Here is a 19,837-nt window from a genome sequence, read left to right on the forward strand (position 1 = left end):
AGACTCTCGTCTCGTGCCTGACACCCCCCAGATCTCGGAGTCGGCGGTGGAATCGGCGGTCGAGGCGGCCCTCGCCGCGATCGCCGCCGCACCCGACACCGCCGCCCTCAAGGCCGCGCGCTCCGCCCACACGGGCGAGGCCTCGACGCTCGCTCAGCTCAACGCGAGCCTGCGCGACGTGCCGAACGACCAGAAGGCCGCGCTCGGCAAGCTCGTCGGCCAGGCGCGCGGCCGGGTGCAGCAGGCCGTCGCCGCGCGCGAGGCCGAGCTCGCCGTCGCGGAGGAGCAGGCGCGGCTCGACGCCGAGACGATCGATGTGACGGGCATCCCCGCTCGTCAGGCGCACGGTGCGCGGCACCCGCTCACGACGATGATGGAGCAGATGAGCGACATCTTCCTCGCCATGGGGTGGGAGGTCGCGGAGGGCCCCGAGCTCGAGAACGAGTGGTTCAACTTCGACGCCCTCAACTTCGACCCCGACCACCCCGCGCGCGCGATGCAGGACACCTTCTTCATCGACCCCGTCGAGCGGCACCTCGTGCTGCGCACCCACACGAGCCCCGTTCAGGTGCGCTCGCTGCTCGAGCGCGAGCTGCCCGTCTACGTCGTCGCGCCCGGTCGCGTCTTCCGCACCGACGAGCTCGACGCGACGCATACGCCCGTGTTCCACCAGATGGAGGGCATCGCGATCGACAAGGGCCTCACGATGGCCCACCTGCGGGGCACGCTCGAGCACATCGCGCGGTCGATGTTCGGCGAGGGCGCCCGCATCCGCCTGCGCCCCAGCTACTTCCCCTTCACCGAGCCGAGCGCCGAGCTCGACGTCTGGCACCCGACCTTCACGGGCGGCGCGCGCTGGATCGAGTGGGGCGGCTGCGGCATGGTCAACCCGAACGTGCTCCGCGCGGCGGGTATCGACCCCGACGTCTACCAGGGCTTCGCCTTCGGCATGGGGATCGAGCGCACGCTCATGTTCCGCAACGACGTGAGCGACATGCGCGACATGGTCGAGGGCGACGTCCGCTTCTCGCAGCAGTTCGGAATGGTGGTCTGATGCGCGTCCCGCTGTCCTGGCTCCGCGAGTGGGTCGAGGTGCCCGCCTCGGGCGACTCCGCGGCGGATGCCGATCACGTCCACGCCGCGCTCGTGAAGGTCGGCCTCGAGGAGGAGGGCGTCCACGGCGGCGCCCTCACGGGCCCGGTCGTCGTCGGCGAGGTGCTCGACTTCGTCGAGGAGCCCCAGTCGAACGGCAAGACCATCCGCTGGTGCCAGGTCCGCACGGGCACGACGACCGAGGGCGAGCCCGAGGTGCGCGGCATCGTGTGCGGCGCGCGGAACTTCCATGTCGGGGACCTCGTCGTCGTGTCGCTGCCCGGCGCCGTCCTTCCCGGCCCGTTCCCGATCTCGGCCCGCAAGACCTACGGCCACGTCTCCGACGGCATGATCGCCTCGGCGCGCGAGCTCGGCCTCGGCGACGAGCACGACGGCATCCTCCGCCTCGCCGAGCTCGGCGTCGCCGCCGAGCCCGGCACCGACGCGATCGCCCTCCTGGGGCTGGATGACGTGGCCGTCGAGGTCAACGTCACCCCCGACCGCGGGTACACGCTCTCCATCCGCGGCATCGCCCGCGAGTACTCCCACTCGACCGGCGCGTCCTTCCGCGACCCCGCGAAGGCGCTCGAAGTGGGGGAGGGGCTCGGCTTCTCCGTCGTCGTCGACGACCAGGCGCCCGTCCGCGGTCGCCGCGGGTGCGACGTGTTCGTCACGCGCGTCGTGCGCGGCATCGACGCGACCGCGCCGACGCCGCAGTCGATGGTCTCGCGCCTGCAGCTCGCGGGCATCCGCTCGATCTCGATCGCCGTCGACATCACCAACTACGTGATGCTCGAGCTCGGCCAACCGATCCACGCCTACGACCTGACGAAGCTCTCCGGGGGCATCACGGTGCGCCGCGCGCTTCCGGGCGAGACGCTCGTGACGCTCGACGACCAGACTCGCGCCCTCGACGCGGAGGACCTCCTCATCATCGACGAGTCGGGCCCCATCGGCATCGCGGGCGTCATGGGCGGCGCGAGCACCGAGGTGAGCGACGCGACGACCGACGTGCTCATCGAGGCCGCGAACTTCGACCCCGTGTCGATCGCGCGCTCGGCCCGCCGGCACAAGCTCCCGAGCGAGGCGTCGAAGCGCTTCGCGCGCGGCGTCGACCCGCTCGTCGCCGAGCCGGCCGCCCAGCGCGTCGCCGACCTGCTCGTCGAGCACGCGGGCGGCACGATCGACGAGCTCGGCTCGGCGTGGATCGAGGCCAAGCGCCCCGAGTCGATCGCGCTCGCCGAGGGCTTCGTCGACCGCCTCATCGGCGTCGACTACTCCCTCGACGAGGTCACCGACTCGCTCGGCGCGGTCGGCTGCAGGCTCAAGCCCGAGGGTGACGGCTGGCTCGTCGAGCCGCCCAGCTGGCGCCCCGACCTCGTCGACGCCCCCTCGCTCGCCGAGGAGGTCGCGCGCATCGTCGGCTACGACCGCATCCCCTCCGTGCTCCCCGTGGCCCCGCCCGGGCGCGGCCTCACGCGCTCGCAGCAGGTCCGCCGAGGCGTCGGCCGCGCCCTCGCCGCCGCGGGTCTCACCGAGGTGCTCGCCTACCCGTTCGTCCGCAGCGCCGACAACGCGCTCATGGGCGGCGCCGATGCCGCGCAGGTCCGCGTCGCGAACGCGCTCGACGCCGAGCAGGGCATGCTCCGCGTGAGCCTCGTCCCCGGCCTCGCCGCGATCGCGCACCGCAACCTCTCCCGCGGCCTCACCGATCTCGCGCTGTTCGAGCTCGGGCACGTCTTCCAGCCCGAGCCCGCGCGCACCTACGGCGTCGATTCGGTGCCGTTCGGCACGGCGCGGCCGAGCGACCAGGCGATCACCGAGCTCGAGCAGAGCATCCCGCATCAGCCCTGGAGCATCGCCGCGCTCTTCGTCGGCGACCGGCGCGCCCGCGGCATCGGCCAGCCGGCCGAGGAGGCGGGCATCGCCGACGCCCTCGACGCCGCCCGCCTCATCGCGAGCGTCGCGGGCGCGAACCTCCGCGTCGAGAGCGGGTCGCACCCCGCGCTGCATCCGGGACGCACGGCCGCGCTCCTCGTCGGCGACGAGACCGTCGGGTTCGCCGGCGAGCTGCTGCCGCAGGTGGCGCTCGACCGCGACCTGCCGCGCCGCGTGGGCGTGCTCGAGCTCGACCTCGACCGTCTGATCGCGCTCGGCGCGGGCGAGGTCGCGGCCCGCGCGCTGTCGACCTTCCCCGCCGCGACGCAGGATCTTTCCCTCGTCGTCCCCGTCGAGGTGCCCGCGGGCGACGTGCGCGACGCCGTCGTCGAGGGGGCAGGCGCGCTCCTCGAGCACGCCGAGCTCATCGACGACTACCGCGGCGCGGGCCTTGCGCCCGGCACGAAGTCGATCACGCTCGCCCTGCGCTTCCGCGCGCCCGACCGCACCCTCACGGCGGCCGAGGCGACCGAGGCGAAGAGCGCCGGACTCGCGCGCGCGGCCGAGCTGTTCGGGGCGACGCTCCGCGGGTGAGGATGCGCGGCGGGCCGCGACGGGTCGTCGCCGACGGGCGGCCCGCGGTGGACCGCGCGGTCAGCGGCGCGCGCGGCGGGCTCCTAAGCTAGAGCAATGCCGTATTCCGTTGCGGTCGCCGGCGCGAGCGGGTACGCCGGCGGCGAAGTCCTGCGACTCCTCTCCGCGCACCCCGAGCTTCAGGTGCGCACCGCGACCGCGCACTCGCACGCCGGTCAGCGTCTCATCGACGTGCACCCGCACCTGCGATCGCTCGCCTCGCTCGACCTCGTCGAGACGACCGCGTCGACCCTCGCCGGCCACGACATCGTCGTGCTCGCGCTGCCGCACGGCGCCTCCGGGGCGCTGGCCGCCGAGCTGCCCGACGACGTGCTCGTGCTCGACCTCGGCGCCGACCACCGCCTCACGAGCGAGGCCGACTGGGATCGCTTCTACGGCGGCGAGTGGCACGGCGCCTGGGCGTACGGCCTCCCCGAGCTCGTGCACGCCGGAAGCGGCCGTCAGCGCGACGCCCTCGCGGGCGCGCGCCGCATCGCCGTGCCCGGCTGCAACGTGACCGCGGTCACGCTGGGTCTCGCCCCGGGCATCCGCGCCGGCGTCATCGAGCCGGGCGACCTGACGGCCGCGCTCGCCGTCGGGCCGAGCGGCGCCGGCCGGTCGCTCAAGACCGAGCTGCTCGCGAGCGAGCTGCTGGGCTCGGCCTCCCCGTACGCCGTCGGGGGAGTCCATCGGCACATCCCCGAGATCCTCCAGAACCTCGCCGTCGCCGGCGCCGAGACGCCGACGATCTCGTTCACGCCCGTGCTCGTGCCGATGAGCCGCGGCATCCTCGCGACCCTCACCGCCCGACTCGTGCCCGGGACGAGCGCCGCGGCCGTGCGCGACGCGTGGGTCGACGCCTACGCGAGCGAGCACTTCGTGCACGTGCTCCCCGAGGGGCGCTTCCCGAAGACGGCCGACGCGCTCGGCGCGAACACGGCGCTCATGGGCGTCGCGGTCGACGCCGACGCCTGCCGCGTGGTGGTCGTCGTCGCGATCGACAACCTCGTGAAGGGCACCGCGGGAGCGGCCGTCCAGTCGCTCAACATCGCCCTCGGACTCGACGAGACCCTCGGCCTCCCCCTCGACGGGGTGGCCCCGTGACCGTCACCGCGCCGGCCGGGTTCGAGGCCGCCGGCGTCGCGTGCGGCCTGAAGTCCAGCGGCAGTGCCGACCTCGCCCTCGTCGTCAACCGCGGACCGCTCCGCGCCGCCGCCGCCGTCTTCACGAGCAACCGCGCGAAGGCGAACCCCATCATCTGGTCGCAGCAGGTCATCGCCGACGGTGAGGTGAGCGCGATCGTGCTCAACTCCGGCGGCGCGAACTGCTTCACCGGCGCGGAGGGCTTCCAGACGACGCACGCGACCGCCGAGGCCGTCGCCGAGGCGCTGCAGGTGGGCGCAGGCGACGTGCTCGTGTGCTCGACCGGCCTCATCGGCGAGCAGCTCGACCGCGCGAAGCTCGCGGCGGGCGTCGCCTCGGCCGCCGCCGCGCTCTCCGCCGGGGGCGGAGCGGATGCGGCGCGCGCCATCATGACGACCGACTCCGTCCCGAAGACGGCGCACGTCACGGGCGACGGCTGGAGCATCGGCGGCATGGCGAAGGGCGCGGGGATGCTCGCTCCGGGCCTCGCGACGATGCTCGTGGTCATCACGACCGACGCCGTGCTCGACGCCCCCGTGCTCGACGCCGCCCTGCGCGAGGCGACGCGGATGAGCTTCGACCGCCTCGACTCCGACGGCTGCATGTCGACCAACGACCAGGTGACGCTCATGGCGAGCGGAGCATCCGGCATCGAGCCCGACCGCGCCTCCTTCCAGGGCGCGCTCACCGCGCTCTGCCTCGACCTCGCCGAGCAGCTGCAGGGCGACGCCGAGGGTGCGAGCCACGACATCCGCATCGAGGTCGTCGGCGCGGCGCACGAGGCCGACGCCGTCGAGGTCGGCCGCTCGGTCGCGCGCAACAACCTGTTCAAGGCCGCCGTGTTCGGCAACGACCCCAACTGGGGCCGCGTGCTCGCCGCGATCGGTACGACGAGCGCCGCCTTCGACCCCTACGACGTCGACGTCAGCATGAACGGCGTGCGCGTCTGCCACGCCGGCGGACCCGACCGGCCCCGCCATGAGGTCGACCTCACCGGCCGAGCGGTGCACCTGCTCATCGACCTGCGCGCGGGCGAGGCGACCGCGACGATCCTCACGAACGACCTCACGCACGACTACGTGCACGAGAACAGCGCCTACTCGAGCTGACAGGGCCGGCATGAGCGAACTGAGAACCCCCGACGAGGTCGCGAGCGAGCACGCGCGCGCCGCCGCGAAGGCCGAGACGCTCATCGAGTCGCTGCCGTGGCTGCAGACCTTCCGTGACGCGATCGTCGTCGTGAAGTTCGGCGGCAACGCCATGGTGAGCGACGAGCTGCAGCGCGCCTTCGCCGAGGACATGGTCTACCTGCGCACGGTGGGCCTCCGCCCCGTCGTCGTCCATGGCGGCGGCCCGCAGATCTCGGCCATGCTCGAGCGGTTCGGCATCGAGAGCGAGTTCCGCGGCGGCTACCGCGTCACGAGCCCGGAGGCGATGGACGTCGTGCGCATGGTCCTCACCGGCCAGATCAGCCGCTCGCTCGTGAGCCTCATCAACCAGCACGGCCCGCTCGCGGCCGCGGTCTCCGGCGAGGATGCGGGCCTGTTCCGCGGCAAGCGGCGCGGCACCGTGGTCGACGGGGTCGAGGTCGACCTCGGCCTCGTGGGCGATGTCGTGGAGGTCGACCCCGCCGCTGTGCTCGCGCTCATCGACGCGGGGCGCATCCCCGTCGTCTCGTCGATCGCGCCCGACCTCGACGCCCCGGCGCAGTCGCTCAACGTCAACGCCGACTCGGCGGCGGCGGCGCTCGCGGCGGCGCTCGGCGCGCAGAAGCTCGTGATCCTGACCGACGTGGCCGGCCTCTACCGCGACTGGCCCGACCGCGACTCGCTCGTGTCGTCGATCGGCACCGACGAGCTGCGCGCGCTGCTGCCCCGGCTCGAGTCGGGCATGATCCCGAAGATGACGGCGTGCCTCGACGCCGTCGACGCGGGAGTCCCGAAGGCCGCGATCATCGACGGCCGCGTGCCGCACTCGATCCTGCTCGAGATCTTCACGCGCTCGGGCATCGGCACCGAGGTGGTCGCCTCGTGAGCGCGACCGCCGCGACCGCCGCCACCTCTCTGCCCGCCGGCTTCGCCTCGGGCCCGCAGACGGATGCCGTGCGCGCGCGATTCGCGCACGTCGCGATGCGCTCCGCCCCGGCCCCGATGGCCGTCCTGAGCCACGGCGCGGGCGCGAGCGTGTGGGATGTCGACGGGCGCGAGTACCTCGACTTCCTCGCCGGCATCGCCGTCAACGCGCTCGGCCACGCGCACCCCGCGCTCGTCGCGGCCGTCAGTGAGCAGGCCGCGCGCCTCGTGCACGTGAGCAACTACTTCACCACCGAGCAGGCCGTCGGCTTCGCCGAGCGGCTCGTGCGCCTCACCGGCGCGGGGGAGTCGGGGCGCGTGTACCCGGCGAACTCCGGCGCCGAGGCGATCGAGGCCGCGGTGAAGCTCGCCCGCCGCACCGGCCGGCCGCGCATCCTCGCCTTCGAGCAGGCCTTCCACGGCCGCACGATGGGCTCGCTCGCGCTCACCGGCAAGCCCGCGCTGCGCGCGCCGTTCGAGCCGATGCTCCCGGGCGTCGAGCACCTGCCCACCGATCTCGACGCGCTCGAGGCGGCCATGGACGGCGACGTCGCGGCGCTCGTGCTCGAGCCCATCAAGGGCGAGGCGGGCGTCGTACCGCTGCCCGACGGCTTCCTCACCGCGGCGCGCGAGCTGACCCGCCGCCACGGCGCGCTGCTCATCGTCGACGAGATCCAGACCGGTGCGGGCCGCACGGGCGACTGGTTCGCCTTCCAGCACGAGGGCGTCGTGCCCGACGCGATCGCGCTCGCGAAGGGCATCGGCGGCGGCATGCCGATCGGCGCGCTCGTGACGATCGGCGAGGCGAGCGAGCTCTTCACGCTCGGCCAGCACGGGTCGACCTTCGGGGGCAATCCGCTCGCCACCGGGGTCGCCAGTGCCGTTCTCGACGAGATCGAGCGGTCGGATCTCGTGAGCAACGCGGCCCGACGCGGCGAGCAGCTGCGGGCGGGCATCCTCGCTCTCGCATCGCCTCTCGTGACCGAGGTGCGCGGGCGCGGGCTCCTGCTGGGCGTGGGTCTCGACCGGCCCATCGCGGGTGCGGTCGTCGCCGCCGCCCTCGACCGCGGGCTCATCGTCAACGCCGCGAACGACACGAGCATCCGCCTCGCGCCGCCGCTCATCATCGGCGACGGCGAGATCGAACGCTTCCTGACCATCTTCTCCGCGAGCCTGGAGGCTGCAGCGTGACCACCACCGCACCGAGCACCGTCCGCCACTTCCTGCGCGACGACGACCTCAGCCCCGCCGAGCAGGCCGAGATCCTCGATCTCGCCGACCGGCTCAAGGCCGACCGCTTCGCCGAGCGCCCCCTCGCGGGCCCCGAGACCGTCGCGGTGTACTTCGATAAGACCTCCACGCGCACGCGCGTGAGCTTCACGGTCGGCATCGCCGACCTCGGCGGGCAGCCGCTCGTCATCCAGTCCGGCGAGAGCCAGCTCGGCGCGAAGGAGTCGATCGCTGACACCGCGCGCGTGCTCGAGCGCATGGTCGCCGCGATCGTCTGGCGCACCTTCGCGCACGCCGGCCTCGAGGAGATGGCAGCGAACGCGAGCGTGCCGATCGTCAACGCTCTCAGCGACGACTTCCACCCCTGCCAGCTGCTCGCCGACCTGCAGACGATCCGCGAGCACCGCGGCGCGCTCGCGGGCCTCACGGTCGCCTTCCTCGGTGACGGCGCGAGCAACATGGCGCACTCGTACCTGCTCGCGTGCGCGACCGCGGGCATGCACGTGCGCATCGCCGCACCCGCCGAGGCGTCGCCCGAGGCGCGCATCGTCGCCGATGCCGAACGCCGTGCGGCGGAGACGGGCGGCTCAGTCCTCGTCACGATCGACGCCGATGCGGCCGCCGCGGGCGCCGACGTCGTCGTGACCGACACCTGGGTGTCGATGGGCAAGGAGGACGAGAAGGAGGCCCGGGTCGCCCTCTTCGACGCCTATCGCGTGGATGCGCGGCTCATGGCCCTCGCCGACGACGACGCCCTCTTCCTCCACTGCCTGCCGGCCTACCGCGGGTACGAGGTGACGGCCGACGTGCTCGACGGCCCGCAGTCCGTCATCTGGGACGAGGCGGAGAACCGCCTGCACGCGCAGAAGGCGCTGCTGGTGTGGCTGCTGAGGCAGGCGCGAGGCGGCGCGGCGACCCAGTCGGGGGTCGCCCGATGAGCGGCGCGACGAACGAGGGCTCGCTCTGGGGCGGCCGCTTCGCCGACGGGCCGAGCCCCGAGCTCGTGCGCCTCAGCCGCTCGACCCACTTCGACTGGCAGCTCGCCCCCTACGACCTCGCCGGCAGCCGCGCGCACGCGAGCGCCCTCGCGGCGGCCGGCTACCTCGACGCCGACGAGCTGCGACGGATGCGCGACGCCCTCGACGCGCTCGAGTCACGCTGGCGAGACGGCAGCCTGCAGCCCCGCCCGGAGGACGAGGACGTGCACGGAGCCCTCGAGACCGCGCTCCTCGCCGAGGTCGGCCCCGAGCTCGGCGGGAAGCTGCGCGCCGGCCGCAGCCGCAACGACCAGATCGCCACGCTCATCCGGATGTACCTGCGCGACCACGGCCGCGCGATCGCGACGGAGGTGCGGCGCCTCATCGAGGCGCTCGCGCTGCAGGCCGACGCGTATCCCGATGCCGTCATGCCCGGCCGCACCCACCTGCAGCACGCGCAGCCGGTGCTGCTCGCGCACCACCTCCTCGCCCACGTCTGGCCGCTCGTGCGCGACCTCGAGCGCCTGCGCGACTGGGGGGCCCGCGCCGACCGCTCGCCGTACGGCTCCGGCGCGCTCGCAGGCTCGAGCCTCGGGCTCGACCCCGCCATCGTGGCCGCCGAGCTCGGCTTCGCCGGCCCCACCGAGAACTCGATCGACGCGACCGCGAGCCGCGACCTCGTCGCCGAGTTCGCCTACATCGCCGCGCAGATCGGCATCGACCTCTCGCGCCTGGCGGAGGAGATCATCTTCTGGAACACCCGCGAGGTCGCCTTCGTCACGCTGCATGACGGCTACTCGACGGGGTCGTCGATCATGCCGCAGAAGAAGAACCCCGACATAGCCGAGCTCGCGCGCGGCAAGGCGGGCCGGCTCATCGGAGACCTCACGGGGCTGCTCACGACTCTCAAGGGCCTGCCGCTCGCGTACAACCGCGACCTGCAGGAGGACAAGGAGCCGGTCTTCGACGCCGTCGAGACGCTCGAGGTGCTGCTGCCGGCATTCACGGGCATGGTCGCCACCCTGCGCTTCGACACCGCGCGCATGGCCGAGCTCGCTCCGCAGGGGTTCTCGCTCGCGACCGACGTCGCCGACTGGCTCGTGCGGCAGGGTGTGCCGTTCCGCGAGGCGCACGAGATCTCGGGCGCGCTCGTGGCGCACTGCGAGCGCGCGGGCCTCGAGCTCCACGAGCCGAGCGACGCCGACTACGCCGCGATCGATCCGCGCCTGACCGGCGAGGTGCGCGCGGTGCTCACCGTCGAGGGCTCGATCGCCTCCCGATCGGGAGCGGGCGGCACGGCCGCGGTCGCGGTCGCCGCGCAGCGCGCCCACCTCGGCGAGCGGCTCGCCGCGCTCTGATCGCCATGGTCGACGACGCTGGCGCGCCGCCCCCGGAGGGCATGACGCCGGAGGGAATGACGCCGGATCCGGCGACGGCGGCGCTCCTCGCCGGCGACCCGCTCGAGGTCGCCCCGCGCCTGCTCGGCTCCCTCCTGCACGGGCGCGGCGTGACAGTTCGGCTCACCGAGGTCGAGGCCTACCGCGGCGCGGACGACCCCGGCTCGCACGCCTTCCGGGGCGAGACGCCGCGCACGCGCCCGATGTTCCTCGGCGCCGGGCACGTGTACGCGTACTTCACCTACGGCATGCACACGTGCGTCAACCTCGTCTCGGGCGAGCCGGGTGTCGCCTCGGGCCTGCTCATCCGGGCGGGCGAGGTGGTCGAGGGCGCCGAGCTCGCGCTCGCCCGCCGGAGCGCGGACCGCCAGGGCCGCGTCATCCCGCATCGCGACCTCGCCCGGGGGCCTGCTCGGCTGGCGCGGGCGCTCGGCGTGGTCCTCGCCGATTCCGGGTCGCCGCTGCTGCCGCTCGATCGGCCCGACCTCGACGGTCTGCGGCTCGAGCCACGCGCTCCGCTGCCGGCCTCGCGCATAGCCTCCGGTCCGCGGGTGGGCGTCGCCGGTCCGGGCGGGGATGCCGCGGCGCACCCCTGGCGGTTCTGGATCGCCGACGACCCGACGGTCTCCGTCTACCGCCCCGCGGTCGCCCGTCGGCGCCGACCGCCCGGCTGATCGCCCGGCCGACCGCCCGGCCGACCGCCGTACCCCTCGCGACGGGGTGCGCTGCGTGGGGCGGTCAGGCGAGCACGATCAGGCCGGCGCAGGCGCCCGCCCACAGCAGGCTCACGAGCGTGCCGATGATGAAGCGCTCGGTCGCGGCGCCGGCGTCGAGGTCGCGGAAGCGCCCGAGACCCTTGATGGCGATGAGGGCGGCGAGCAGCTCCCATCGGCCGATGAGCACCGCGGCGACGATGATGGTGCGCTCGAGGAAGCCGATCGTCGTGCCGCCGCGCAGGACCTCGCGACCGACGCCGTCGCCGACGAGGATTCCGCCGTGCGCCCCCTCGGGGGCCGCGCTGCCGCGGGAGGCCGCGGCGAGGACGAGCGTCGCGACCGGTCCGCCTCCGGCGACGCCGAGGGCCGCCATGCCGAGCTGGGCGAGGAGCGCCGAGCCCGACGGCAGCGCATCGCTCGCGCCCGTGGCGACGGCGAGCCCGCCGACGAGCACGACGCCCACGCCGACGATGACGAGCCGCGGCTGCGCCTCGGTCGTCGCGAGCACGGCGAGCACGACGGCGAGCCAGACGATCCCGACGAGCCCCGACCAGGCGAGCGCGAGGGAGAGCTCGACGGGATCGATGATCATGCGGCGGAGTCCTCCGAGTTCGGGCCGATCGCGCTCTGGGAGCGGTCGGCGTCGGCGAGCAGGCGGCTGAGGGAGGCGCGGGCCTCCGCGTCGAGCTTCAGCCCCGCGGCGCGAGCGCGCTTGCTCGCGGCCTGGGGGGTGATGCCGATGCGCTCGGCGGCGTCGGCCTGCGTGTCGCCGCCCTCGAGCAGGTCGTGCATCTCCCAGCCCTGCTCGCTCCATCGTGCCCGCTGGGTGAGCAGCAGGTCGACGAGCGCCCCCAGGTCGGCGACGCGGTCCTCGTCGCCCGACGAGCCGCGCACCGCGCAGTGCGTCGGCCGCTTGTCGGCGGCCTCGACGGCCGCGCGCGCCGCGAGGAACGCGGGGCCGCGGGCCTCCCGGACGCTCTCGGGCAGGGGAGTGCGCACCGACCCGAGGCCGATGCCGACGCGCCAGTGCTCGTCGCGCAGCAGGCGCAGGGCGATCTCGAGCGCGGCCTCGGCGCTCGCGGTCAGCAGCTGCAGCTCGTCGCCGGCGGTCCGCTCGGGCGGCAGCGCGAGGTCGTCTCCGTGCTCGTGCTCGATCTCGGAGATGGCGCCGGCGACGCGGTCGTCGTCGTGGCGGCTGTCGATCTGGTCGGCGATGATGACGAACACGGGATGCTCCTCTCGCGAATTCGGCTCGCATCAAGTCTACGAGGCTGATCACCTCGCAAGCAACCATGCAGGGTTGATAACCGTGCACGCAACCGTTCAGGGTGGACAGATGCGCGAGCCCGCGCTGCCCCCTGCGACGGAGTCGCCGCGCGCCCGTTGGTACGCTGGCGCGGTGCCCGCCGCATCCGTGACCCTGACCGAGCCGCGCAACGACGACTCCTTCGAGACCCTGTGGGACGAGATCGTCTGGCGCGGCCTCGTCCACGTCTCGACCGACGAGACCGCGCTCACGGCGCTGCTCGACGGCCCGCCGATCACCTACTACTGCGGCTTCGACCCGACCGCGCCGAGCCTGCACCTGGGCAATCTCGTGCAGCTGCTGCTCATGCGCCGCCTGCAGCTCGCCGGCCATCGCCCGCTCGGTCTCGTCGGCGGGTCGACCGGCCTCATCGGCGACCCGAAGCCGACGGCCGAGCGCACGCTCAACGACGAGGCCGTCGTCGCCGAGTGGGTCGGCTATCTGCAGGCTCAGGTCTCCCGCTTCCTGTCCTTCGAGGGCGACAACGCGGCGCGCCTGGTCAACAATCTCGACTGGACGGCGCCGATGAGCGCGATCGAGTTCCTCCGCGACATCGGCAAGCACTACCGCGTGGGCACGATGCTCAAGAAGGACGCGGTGAGCGCGCGCCTGAACAGCGACGAGGGCATCAGCTACACCGAGTTCAGCTACCAGATCCTGCAGGGCCTCGACTTCCGGCGCCTGCACCTCGACTACGGCTGCGTGCTGCAGACGGGCGGCAGCGACCAGTGGGGCAACCTCACGAGCGGAGTCGACCTCGTGCGCCGTGCGGAGGGCAGGGTCGTCCATGCGATCGGCACCCCTCTCGTCACGAACGCCGACGGCCGCAAGTTCGGCAAGAGCGAGGGCAACGCGGTGTGGCTCGACCCCGAGCTCACGAGCCCCTACGCGATGTACCAGTTCTGGCTCAACACCGACGACGCGGACGTGATCGATCGGCTCAAGGTCTTCACGTTCCTCTCGCGCGCCGAGATCGAGGAGTACGCCCGCACGGTCGAGAACGAGCCCTTCCGCCGCGAGGCGCAGCGGCGTCTCGCGCTCGAGGTGACCGGTCTCGTCCACGGTGCCGACGCGGTGGCTATGGCGATGGATGCCACGGCCGCCCTGTTCGGAGGAGGCAACCTCCACGCGCTCGACGCCCCCACCCTGGCTGCGGCGGTGCACGAGCTCCCGTACGCGGAGCTCGACCCCGCGCAGACCGTGGCGCAGGCGCTCGTCGCCACGGGGCTGAGCGCGAGCCTCAGCGACGCTCGCCGCGCGATCGCCCAGGGCGGCGTGACGGTCAACAACGAGAGGGTCGCCTCCGACGAGGAGACCCTGGAGGGCCGTGCCCTCGCCGGGGGAGTGGCGGTCCTGCGCCGCGGGAAGAAGACCCTCGCCGGCGTCCGCATCGCGGGCGCCTGAGGCCTCCCGCGACGCGACACGCCCGGGATGCCCCGCTGATTGGCCCGGACGACCCGCGCCGCGTACATTTCTAACTCGTCGCCCCAAAGGCGCAGGAGAGCCGAAGAGCCTCCCGCCTCACGCGGAGACCACATCCCCGCCTGATCGTCACGACTTGTCGTGAGCCGGTCGGAGGCGTAGGATGGCGAATCCAGCCCAGGCAAAGTCCGAGCTCGTCGCCCGCGGTTCACCGCGGTAGCCGACTTGCGTCGAGACGCCGGGCCGGATAAGTTAGGACAGTTGCCCTGAAACAAGCGCCGAGAGGCGTGCGGTCAGGTGCGCCCGATCCTTGAGAACTCAACAGCGTGCACTAAGTCAATGCCAAATTATCCTCGTCGGTCGACATCGTCGGCCGGTTGAGATTCCTTTAGGTCAGGTGCGCCCGATCCTTGAGAACTCAACAGCGTGCACTAAGTCAATGCCAAATTATCCTCGTCGGTCGACATCGTCGGCCGGTTGAGATTCCTTTGGATTGAAACGAATGTCAGTAGATATTCGAACTTCAGTCAGACAAACTCGTGGCAGCTCATCACTTCGGTGGCGGTTGTCGCAACTAGATGTGTCGTTCTGCTTTTTGAGCGGTTCGGCTATCAAACATTTACGGAGAGTTTGATCCTGGCTCAGGACGAACGCTGGCGGCGTGCTTAACACATGCAAGTCGAACGGTGAAGGTGGGAGCTTGCTCCTGCTGGATCAGTGGCGAACGGGTGAGTAACACGTGAGTAACCTGCCCTTGACTCTGGGATAAGCGTTGGAAACGACGTCTAATACCGGATACGAGCTTCAGCCGCATGGCTAGGAGCTGGAAAGAATTTCGGTCAAGGATGGACTCGCGGCCTATCAGCTTGTTGGTGAGGTAATGGCTCACCAAGGCGACGACGGGTAGCCGGCCTGAGAGGGTGACCGGCCACACTGGGACTGAGACACGGCCCAGACTCCTACGGGAGGCAGCAGTGGGGAATATTGCACAATGGGCGCAAGCCTGATGCAGCAACGCCGCGTGAGGGACGACGGCCTTCGGGTTGTAAACCTCTTTTAGCAGGGAAGAAGCGAAAGTGACGGTACCTGCAGAAAAAGCACCGGCTAACTACGTGCCAGCAGCCGCGGTAATACGTAGGGTGCAAGCGTTGTCCGGAATTATTGGGCGTAAAGAGCTCGTAGGCGGTTTGTCGCGTCTGCTGTGAAAACGCGAGGCTCAACCTCGCGCCTGCAGTGGGTACGGGCAGACTAGAGTGCGGTAGGGGAGATTGGAATTCCTGGTGTAGCGGTGGAATGCGCAGATATCAGGAGGAACACCGATGGCGAAGGCAGATCTCTGGGCCGTAACTGACGCTGAGGAGCGAAAGCGTGGGGAGCGAACAGGATTAGATACCCTGGTAGTCCACGCCGTAAACGTTGGGAACTAGATGTAGGGACCATTCCACGGTTTCTGTGTCGCAGCTAACGCATTAAGTTCCCCGCCTGGGGAGTACGGTCGCAAGACTAAAACTCAAAGGAATTGACGGGGGCCCGCACAAGCGGCGGAGCATGCGGATTAATTCGATGCAACGCGAAGAACCTTACCAAGGCTTGACATATAGAGGAAACGTGCAGAAATGTACGCCCCGCAAGGTCTCTATACAGGTGGTGCATGGTTGTCGTCAGCTCGTGTCGTGAGATGTTGGGTTAAGTCCCGCAACGAGCGCAACCCTCGTCCTATGTTGCCAGCACGTCATGGTGGGAACTCATGGGAGACTGCCGGGGTCAACTCGGAGGAAGGTGGGGATGACGTCAAATCATCATGCCCCTTATGTCTTGGGCTTCACGCATGCTACAATGGCCGGTACAAAGGGCTGCGATACCGTAAGGTGGAGCGAATCCCAAAAAGCCGGTCTCAGTTCGGATTGAGGTCTGCAACTCGACCTCATGAAGTTGGAGTCGCTAGTAATCGTGGATCAGCAACGCCACGGTGAATACGTTCCCGGGCCTTGTACACACCGCCCGTCAAGTCATGAAAGTCGGTAACACCCGAAGCCAGTGGCCCAACCGCAAGGAGGGAGCTGTCGAAGGTGGGATCGGTGATTAGGACTAAGTCGTAACAAGGTAGCCGTACCGGAAGGTGCGGCTGGATCACCTCCTTTCTAAGGAGCATCTGCTGCGCGAGCCTCGGTTCGCTGCAGCCAGAACCCGCATCGCAGGCGTTCGTTCTGCGGCGGGAGCTCATGGGTGGAACATTGACTTAGGTGGCCGGCGATTCTCGCCCAGCTCAGTACGACCCGCTTGCGGGTCTGGAACGGCTGTAGGGAGGAGTCGGTCACATGCACGCTGTTGGGTCCTGAGGGACCGGGCACCGCGAGCGCCGCGAGTGGGGAGATCCGAAAGGGTCGAGCTACTGGCGGCGGGATGCGGGGAGCTGGTTTCTCGGACTTCCGAGCTGAGCACAGGAGTTGTGCGAGGCAGGGAGTGCCGACCGTACGTTGAGAACTACACAGTGGACGCGAGCATCTTAGAAACATCAACCGTCAAAGTTGGTGATTTCTGAAGATCACCAGATCGAGAGATCTGGATAGATCATTGGTCTGCGCAGCGAGGCATCCTCTCGAGGGTGCTGTTCGGCGCACGATCGATTCAACATACTCATGTAGTCAAGTTTCTAAGAGCAAACGGTGGATGCCTTGGCATCTGGAGCCGAAGAAGGACGTAGCAATCTGCGATAAGCCTCGGGGAGCTGATAAGCGAGCTTTGATCCGAGGATGTCCGAATGGGGAAACCCCGCTGGGCGGCGTGCCGACCTAGTGACTCCCGCCTGAATATATAGGGCGGGTAGAGGGAACGTGGGGAAGTGAAACATCTCAGTACCCACAGGAAGAGAAAACAACAGTGATTCCGTCAGTAGTGGCGAGCGAACGCGGAAGAGGCTAAACCGATCATGTGTGATAGCCGGCAGGTGTTGCATGGTCGGGGTTGTGGGACTTTCCTGGAGATCTGCCGATCTCCAAGGGTTACAGCGCGATATAGACGAATGGTCTTGAAAGGCCAGTCATAGAGGGTGCCAACCCCGTAGTCGAAATGTCGTTATGGCCCGGAGAGTATCCCAAGTAGCACGGGGCCCGAGAAATCCCGTGTGAATCTGTCAGGACCACCTGATAAGCCTAAATACTCCCAGATGACCGATAGCGGACAAGTACCGTGAGGGAAAGGTGAAAAGTACCCCGGGAGGGGAGTGAAATAGTACCTGAAACCGTTTGCTTACAAACCGTCGGAGCCGCCCTAGCAGCGGTGACGGCGTGCCTTTTGAAGAATGAGCCTGCGAGTTAGCGATATGTGGCGAGGTTAACCCGTGTGGGGTAGCCGTAGCGAAAGCGAGTCTGAATAGGGCGATTCAGTCGCATGTCCTAGACCCGAAGCGAAGTGATCTATCCATGGCCAGGTTGAAGCGACGGTAAGACGTCGTGGAGGACCGAACCCACTTAGGTTGAAAACTGAGGGGATGAGCTGTGGATAGGGGTGAAAGGCCAATCAAACTTCGTGATAGCTGGTTCTCTCCGAAATGCATTTAGGTGCAGCGTTGCGTGTTTCTTGCCGGAGGTAGAGCTACTGGATGGCCGATGGGCCCCAAAAGGTTACTGACGTCAGCCAAACTCCGAATGCCGGTAAGTGAGAGCGCAGCAGTGAGACAGTGGGGGATAAGCTTCATTGTCGAGAGGGAAACAACCCAGACTACCGACTAAGGTCCCTAAGCGTGTGCTAAGTGGGAAAGGATGTGGAGTTGCACAGACAACCAGGAGGTTGGCTTAGAAGCAGCCACCCTTGAAAGAGTGCGTAATAGCTCACTGGTCAAGTGATTCCGCGCCGACAATGTAACGGGGCTCAAGCACACCACCGAAGTCGTAGGATTCGCATATTAGGTAGGCCTTCGTGGTCCAGCCGTGCGGATCGGTAGGAGAGCGTCGTGTGGGCAGWGAAGCGGCGGTGTGAACCAGCCGTGGAGGCCACACGAGTGAGAATGCAGGCATGAGTAGCGAAAGACGGGTGAGAAACCCGTCCTCCGAAAGACCAAGGGTTCCAGGGCCAGGTTAATCCGCCCTGGGTAAGTCGGGACCTAAGGCGAGGCCGACAGGCGTAGTCGATGGACAACGGGTTGATATTCCCGTACTGACGAAGAACCGCCCAAGCTAATCCAGTGATGCTAAGTGTCCGAATCCCTCTGACTGAGCCCTTCGGGGTGAGGCGTTGGGGCTAGCACACGACCCTATGCTGGTGCGGCTAGCGTATTAACAGGTGTGACGCAGGAAGGTAGCTGAGCCGGGCGATGGTAGTCCCGGTGTAAGGACGTAGGGCGAGGGATAGGCAAATCCGTTCCTCACATAGCCTGAGATCCGATGCGTACCCCTCACGGGGGAAATCAGTGATCCTATGCTGCCGAGAAAAGCATCGACGCGAGGTTCTAGTCACCCGTACCCCAAACCGACTCAGGTGGTCAGGTAGAGAATACCAAGGAGATCGAGAGAATCGTGGTTAAGGAACTCGGCAAAATGCCCCCGTAACTTCGGGAGAAGGGGGGCCGGATTCGTGAAGGGATTTACTCCTGGAGCGTTGAAGGCCGCAGAGACCAGTGGGAAGCGACTGTTTACTAAAAACACAGGTCCGTGCCAAGTCGCAAGACGATGTATACGGACTGACGCCTGCCCGGTGCTGGAAGGTTAAGAGGAGTGGTTAGCGCAAGCGAAGCTACGAATTTAAGCCCCAGTAAACGGCGGTGGTAACTATAACCATCCTAAGGTAGCGAAATTCCTTGTCGGGTAAGTTCCGACCTGCACGAATGGCGTAACGACTTCCCAGCTGTCTCAACCGCGAACTCGGCGAAATTGCACTACGAGTAAAGATGCTCGTTACGCGCAGCAGGACGGAAAGACCCCGTGACCTTTACTACAGCTTGGTATTGGTGTTCGGTGTGGCTTGTGTAGGATAGGTGGGAGACTGTGAAGCTGGCACGCTAGTGTCGGTGGAGTCGTTGTTGAAATACCACTCTGGTCACTCTGGATGTCTAACTTAGAACCGTAATCCGGTTCAGGGACAGTGCCTGGTGGGTAGTTTAACTGGGGCGGTTGCCTCCCAAAAAGTAACGGAGGCGCCCAAAGGTTCCCTCAACCTGGTTGGCAATCAGGTGTCGAGTGTAAGTGCACAAGGGAGCTTGACTGTGAGACTGACAGGTCGAGCAGGGACGAAAGTCGGGACTAGTGATCCGGCAGTGGCTTGTGGAAGCGCTGTCGCTCAACGGATAAAAGGTACCTCGGGGATAACAGGCTGATCTTGCCCAAGAGTCCATATCGACGGCATGGTTTGGCACCTCGATGTCGGCTCGTCGCATCCTGGGGCTGGAGTAGGTCCCAAGGGTTGGGCTGTTCGCCCATTAAAGCGGTACGCGAGCTGGGTTTAGAACGTCGTGAGACAGTTCGGTCCCTATCCGCTGCGCGCGTAGGAAGTTTGAGAGGATCTGACCCTAGTACGAGAGGACCGGGTTGGACGAACCTCTGGTGTGTCAGTTGTTCCGCCAGGAGCACCGCTGATTAGCTACGTTCGGGATGGATAACCGCTGAAAGCATCTAAGCGGGAAGCCGGCCTCAAGATGAGACTTCCATGCCCCTTGTGGGTGAGAGGCTCCCAGCCAGATTACTGGGTTGATAGGCAGGATGTGGAAGAGGGGACTAAAGACCCTTGCAGCTGACCTGTACTAATAAGCCGATGACTTGACAACACCCCCACCCTCGCGGTGKGGTGAGTATGCGCTTGCGTCCACTTTGTGGTTCTCGATTGACGGTCGGGATCCGCGCACAGAAACACTTSTTGTGTTCTGTCCGTAAACGATTGATAAATCAATAGTGTTTCGGCGGCCATAGCGAAGGGGAAACGCCCGGTTACATTCCGAACCCGGAAGCTAAGACCTTCTGCGCCGATGGTACTGCGAGGG

The 19,837-nt window shown here is 68.4% G+C and carries 12 protein-coding genes and 3 rRNA genes; 13 read left to right on the plus strand and 2 right to left on the minus strand.

Going from position 1 to position 19,837, the window contains the following annotated elements:
* The first annotated feature begins 13 nt into the window (after positions 1–13).
* From pheS to ASC54_RS07745, 9 genes are all read left to right on the plus strand, one after another.
* The gene (gene pheS / locus ASC54_RS07705; RefSeq protein ID WP_055855586.1) at positions 14–1,054 is read left to right on the plus strand and encodes a phenylalanine--tRNA ligase subunit alpha; all 1,041 of its coding nucleotides are present in this window, start codon (positions 14–16) and stop codon (positions 1,052–1,054) included.
* The gene (pheT, locus tag ASC54_RS07710) at positions 1,054–3,564 is read left to right on the plus strand and encodes a phenylalanine--tRNA ligase subunit beta (protein WP_055897791.1); all 2,511 of its coding nucleotides are present in this window, start codon (positions 1,054–1,056) and stop codon (positions 3,562–3,564) included. Before pheS ends, pheT begins: the two co-directional genes overlap by 1 nt.
* A gap of 96 nt (positions 3,565–3,660) precedes the next feature.
* Positions 3,661–4,707, plus strand: coding sequence for an N-acetyl-gamma-glutamyl-phosphate reductase (argC, locus tag ASC54_RS07715; protein WP_055897793.1), 1,047 nt, complete (start codon positions 3,661–3,663; stop codon positions 4,705–4,707).
* Positions 4,704–5,855, plus strand: coding sequence for a bifunctional glutamate N-acetyltransferase/amino-acid acetyltransferase ArgJ (argJ, locus tag ASC54_RS07720; protein ID WP_055897796.1), 1,152 nt, complete (start codon positions 4,704–4,706; stop codon positions 5,853–5,855). Before argC ends, argJ begins: the two co-directional genes overlap by 4 nt.
* Before the next feature lie 10 nt (positions 5,856–5,865).
* Positions 5,866–6,780, plus strand: a complete 915-nt coding sequence (argB, locus tag ASC54_RS07725) for an acetylglutamate kinase (RefSeq protein ID WP_055897799.1) — start codon at positions 5,866–5,868, stop codon at positions 6,778–6,780.
* A 68-nt stretch (positions 6,781–6,848) separates the two neighbouring features.
* Positions 6,849–8,009 (plus strand): acetylornithine transaminase, encoded by a 1,161-nt coding sequence (locus ASC54_RS07730; protein WP_255357377.1) that lies wholly within the window; start codon positions 6,849–6,851, stop codon positions 8,007–8,009.
* Positions 8,006–8,986, plus strand: coding sequence for an ornithine carbamoyltransferase (gene argF, locus ASC54_RS07735; RefSeq protein ID WP_055897802.1), 981 nt, complete (start codon positions 8,006–8,008; stop codon positions 8,984–8,986). Before ASC54_RS07730 ends, argF begins: the two co-directional genes overlap by 4 nt.
* Entirely contained in the window at positions 8,983–10,383 is a 1,401-nt protein-coding gene (argH, locus tag ASC54_RS07740; RefSeq protein WP_055897805.1) for an argininosuccinate lyase, read from the plus strand. Before argF ends, argH begins: the two co-directional genes overlap by 4 nt.
* Positions 10,384–10,439: 56 nt before the next feature.
* A complete protein-coding gene (locus tag ASC54_RS07745) occupies positions 10,440–11,096 on the plus strand; it encodes a DNA-3-methyladenine glycosylase (RefSeq protein ID WP_055858901.1) in 657 nt (218 codons plus the stop codon).
* Positions 11,097–11,160: 64 nt separating this feature from the next.
* Here ASC54_RS07745 and ASC54_RS13175 read toward each other — a convergent pair whose 3' ends face one another.
* Both ASC54_RS13175 and ASC54_RS07755 read right to left on the minus strand, forming a co-directional pair.
* Positions 11,161–11,730 carry a hypothetical protein gene (locus ASC54_RS13175; RefSeq protein WP_055855560.1) on the minus strand — a complete coding sequence of 190 codons (570 nt, stop codon included), beginning with the start codon at positions 11,728–11,730 and terminating at the stop codon, positions 11,161–11,163.
* Positions 11,727–12,365 carry a SatD family protein gene (locus ASC54_RS07755; protein ID WP_055897807.1) on the minus strand — a complete coding sequence of 213 codons (639 nt, stop codon included), beginning with the start codon at positions 12,363–12,365 and terminating at the stop codon, positions 11,727–11,729. The genes ASC54_RS13175 and ASC54_RS07755 overlap by 4 nt, the downstream gene beginning before the upstream one ends.
* A 109-nt stretch (positions 12,366–12,474) precedes the next feature.
* Between ASC54_RS07755 and tyrS the strand changes: the two genes are divergently transcribed.
* The 4 genes from tyrS to rrf form a co-directional block, all read left to right on the plus strand.
* Positions 12,475–13,848: a tyrosine--tRNA ligase gene (gene tyrS / locus ASC54_RS07760; RefSeq protein WP_055897810.1), complete on the plus strand. Its 1,374-nt coding sequence runs from the start codon at positions 12,475–12,477 to the stop codon at positions 13,846–13,848.
* A gap of 636 nt (positions 13,849–14,484) precedes the next feature.
* Positions 14,485–16,007, plus strand: a 16S ribosomal RNA gene (locus ASC54_RS07765).
* 502 nt (positions 16,008–16,509) lie between these two features.
* Positions 16,510–19,624: ribosomal RNA gene (locus tag ASC54_RS07770) — 23S ribosomal RNA — on the plus strand.
* 128 nt (positions 19,625–19,752) lie between these two features.
* Positions 19,753–19,837: ribosomal RNA gene (gene rrf, locus ASC54_RS07775) — 5S ribosomal RNA — on the plus strand; the annotation flags it as partial.

Origin of the sequence: Yonghaparkia sp. Root332, assembly GCF_001425665.1 — a bacterium.
Lineage (GTDB): Bacteria > Actinomycetota > Actinomycetes > Actinomycetales > Microbacteriaceae > Microcella.

Excerpts from the sequence above, each read along its gene's own strand:
- pheT (WP_055897791.1), top strand. The coding sequence starts at position 1,054 with ATGCGCGTCCCGCTGTCCTGGCTCCGCGAGTGGGTCGAGGTGCCCGCC.
- argC (WP_055897793.1), top strand. The coding sequence starts at position 3,661 with ATGCCGTATTCCGTTGCGGTCGCCGGCGCGAGCGGGTACGCCGGCGGC.
- argB (WP_055897799.1), top strand. The coding sequence starts at position 5,866 with ATGAGCGAACTGAGAACCCCCGACGAGGTCGCGAGCGAGCACGCGCGC.
- argH (WP_055897805.1), top strand. The coding sequence starts at position 8,983 with ATGAGCGGCGCGACGAACGAGGGCTCGCTCTGGGGCGGCCGCTTCGCC.
- ASC54_RS07745 (WP_055858901.1), top strand. The coding sequence starts at position 10,440 with ATGACGCCGGATCCGGCGACGGCGGCGCTCCTCGCCGGCGACCCGCTC.
- ASC54_RS13175 (WP_055855560.1), bottom strand. The coding sequence starts at position 11,730 with ATGATCATCGATCCCGTCGAGCTCTCCCTCGCGCTCGCCTGGTCGGGG.
- tyrS (WP_055897810.1), top strand. The coding sequence starts at position 12,475 with ATGCGCGAGCCCGCGCTGCCCCCTGCGACGGAGTCGCCGCGCGCCCGT.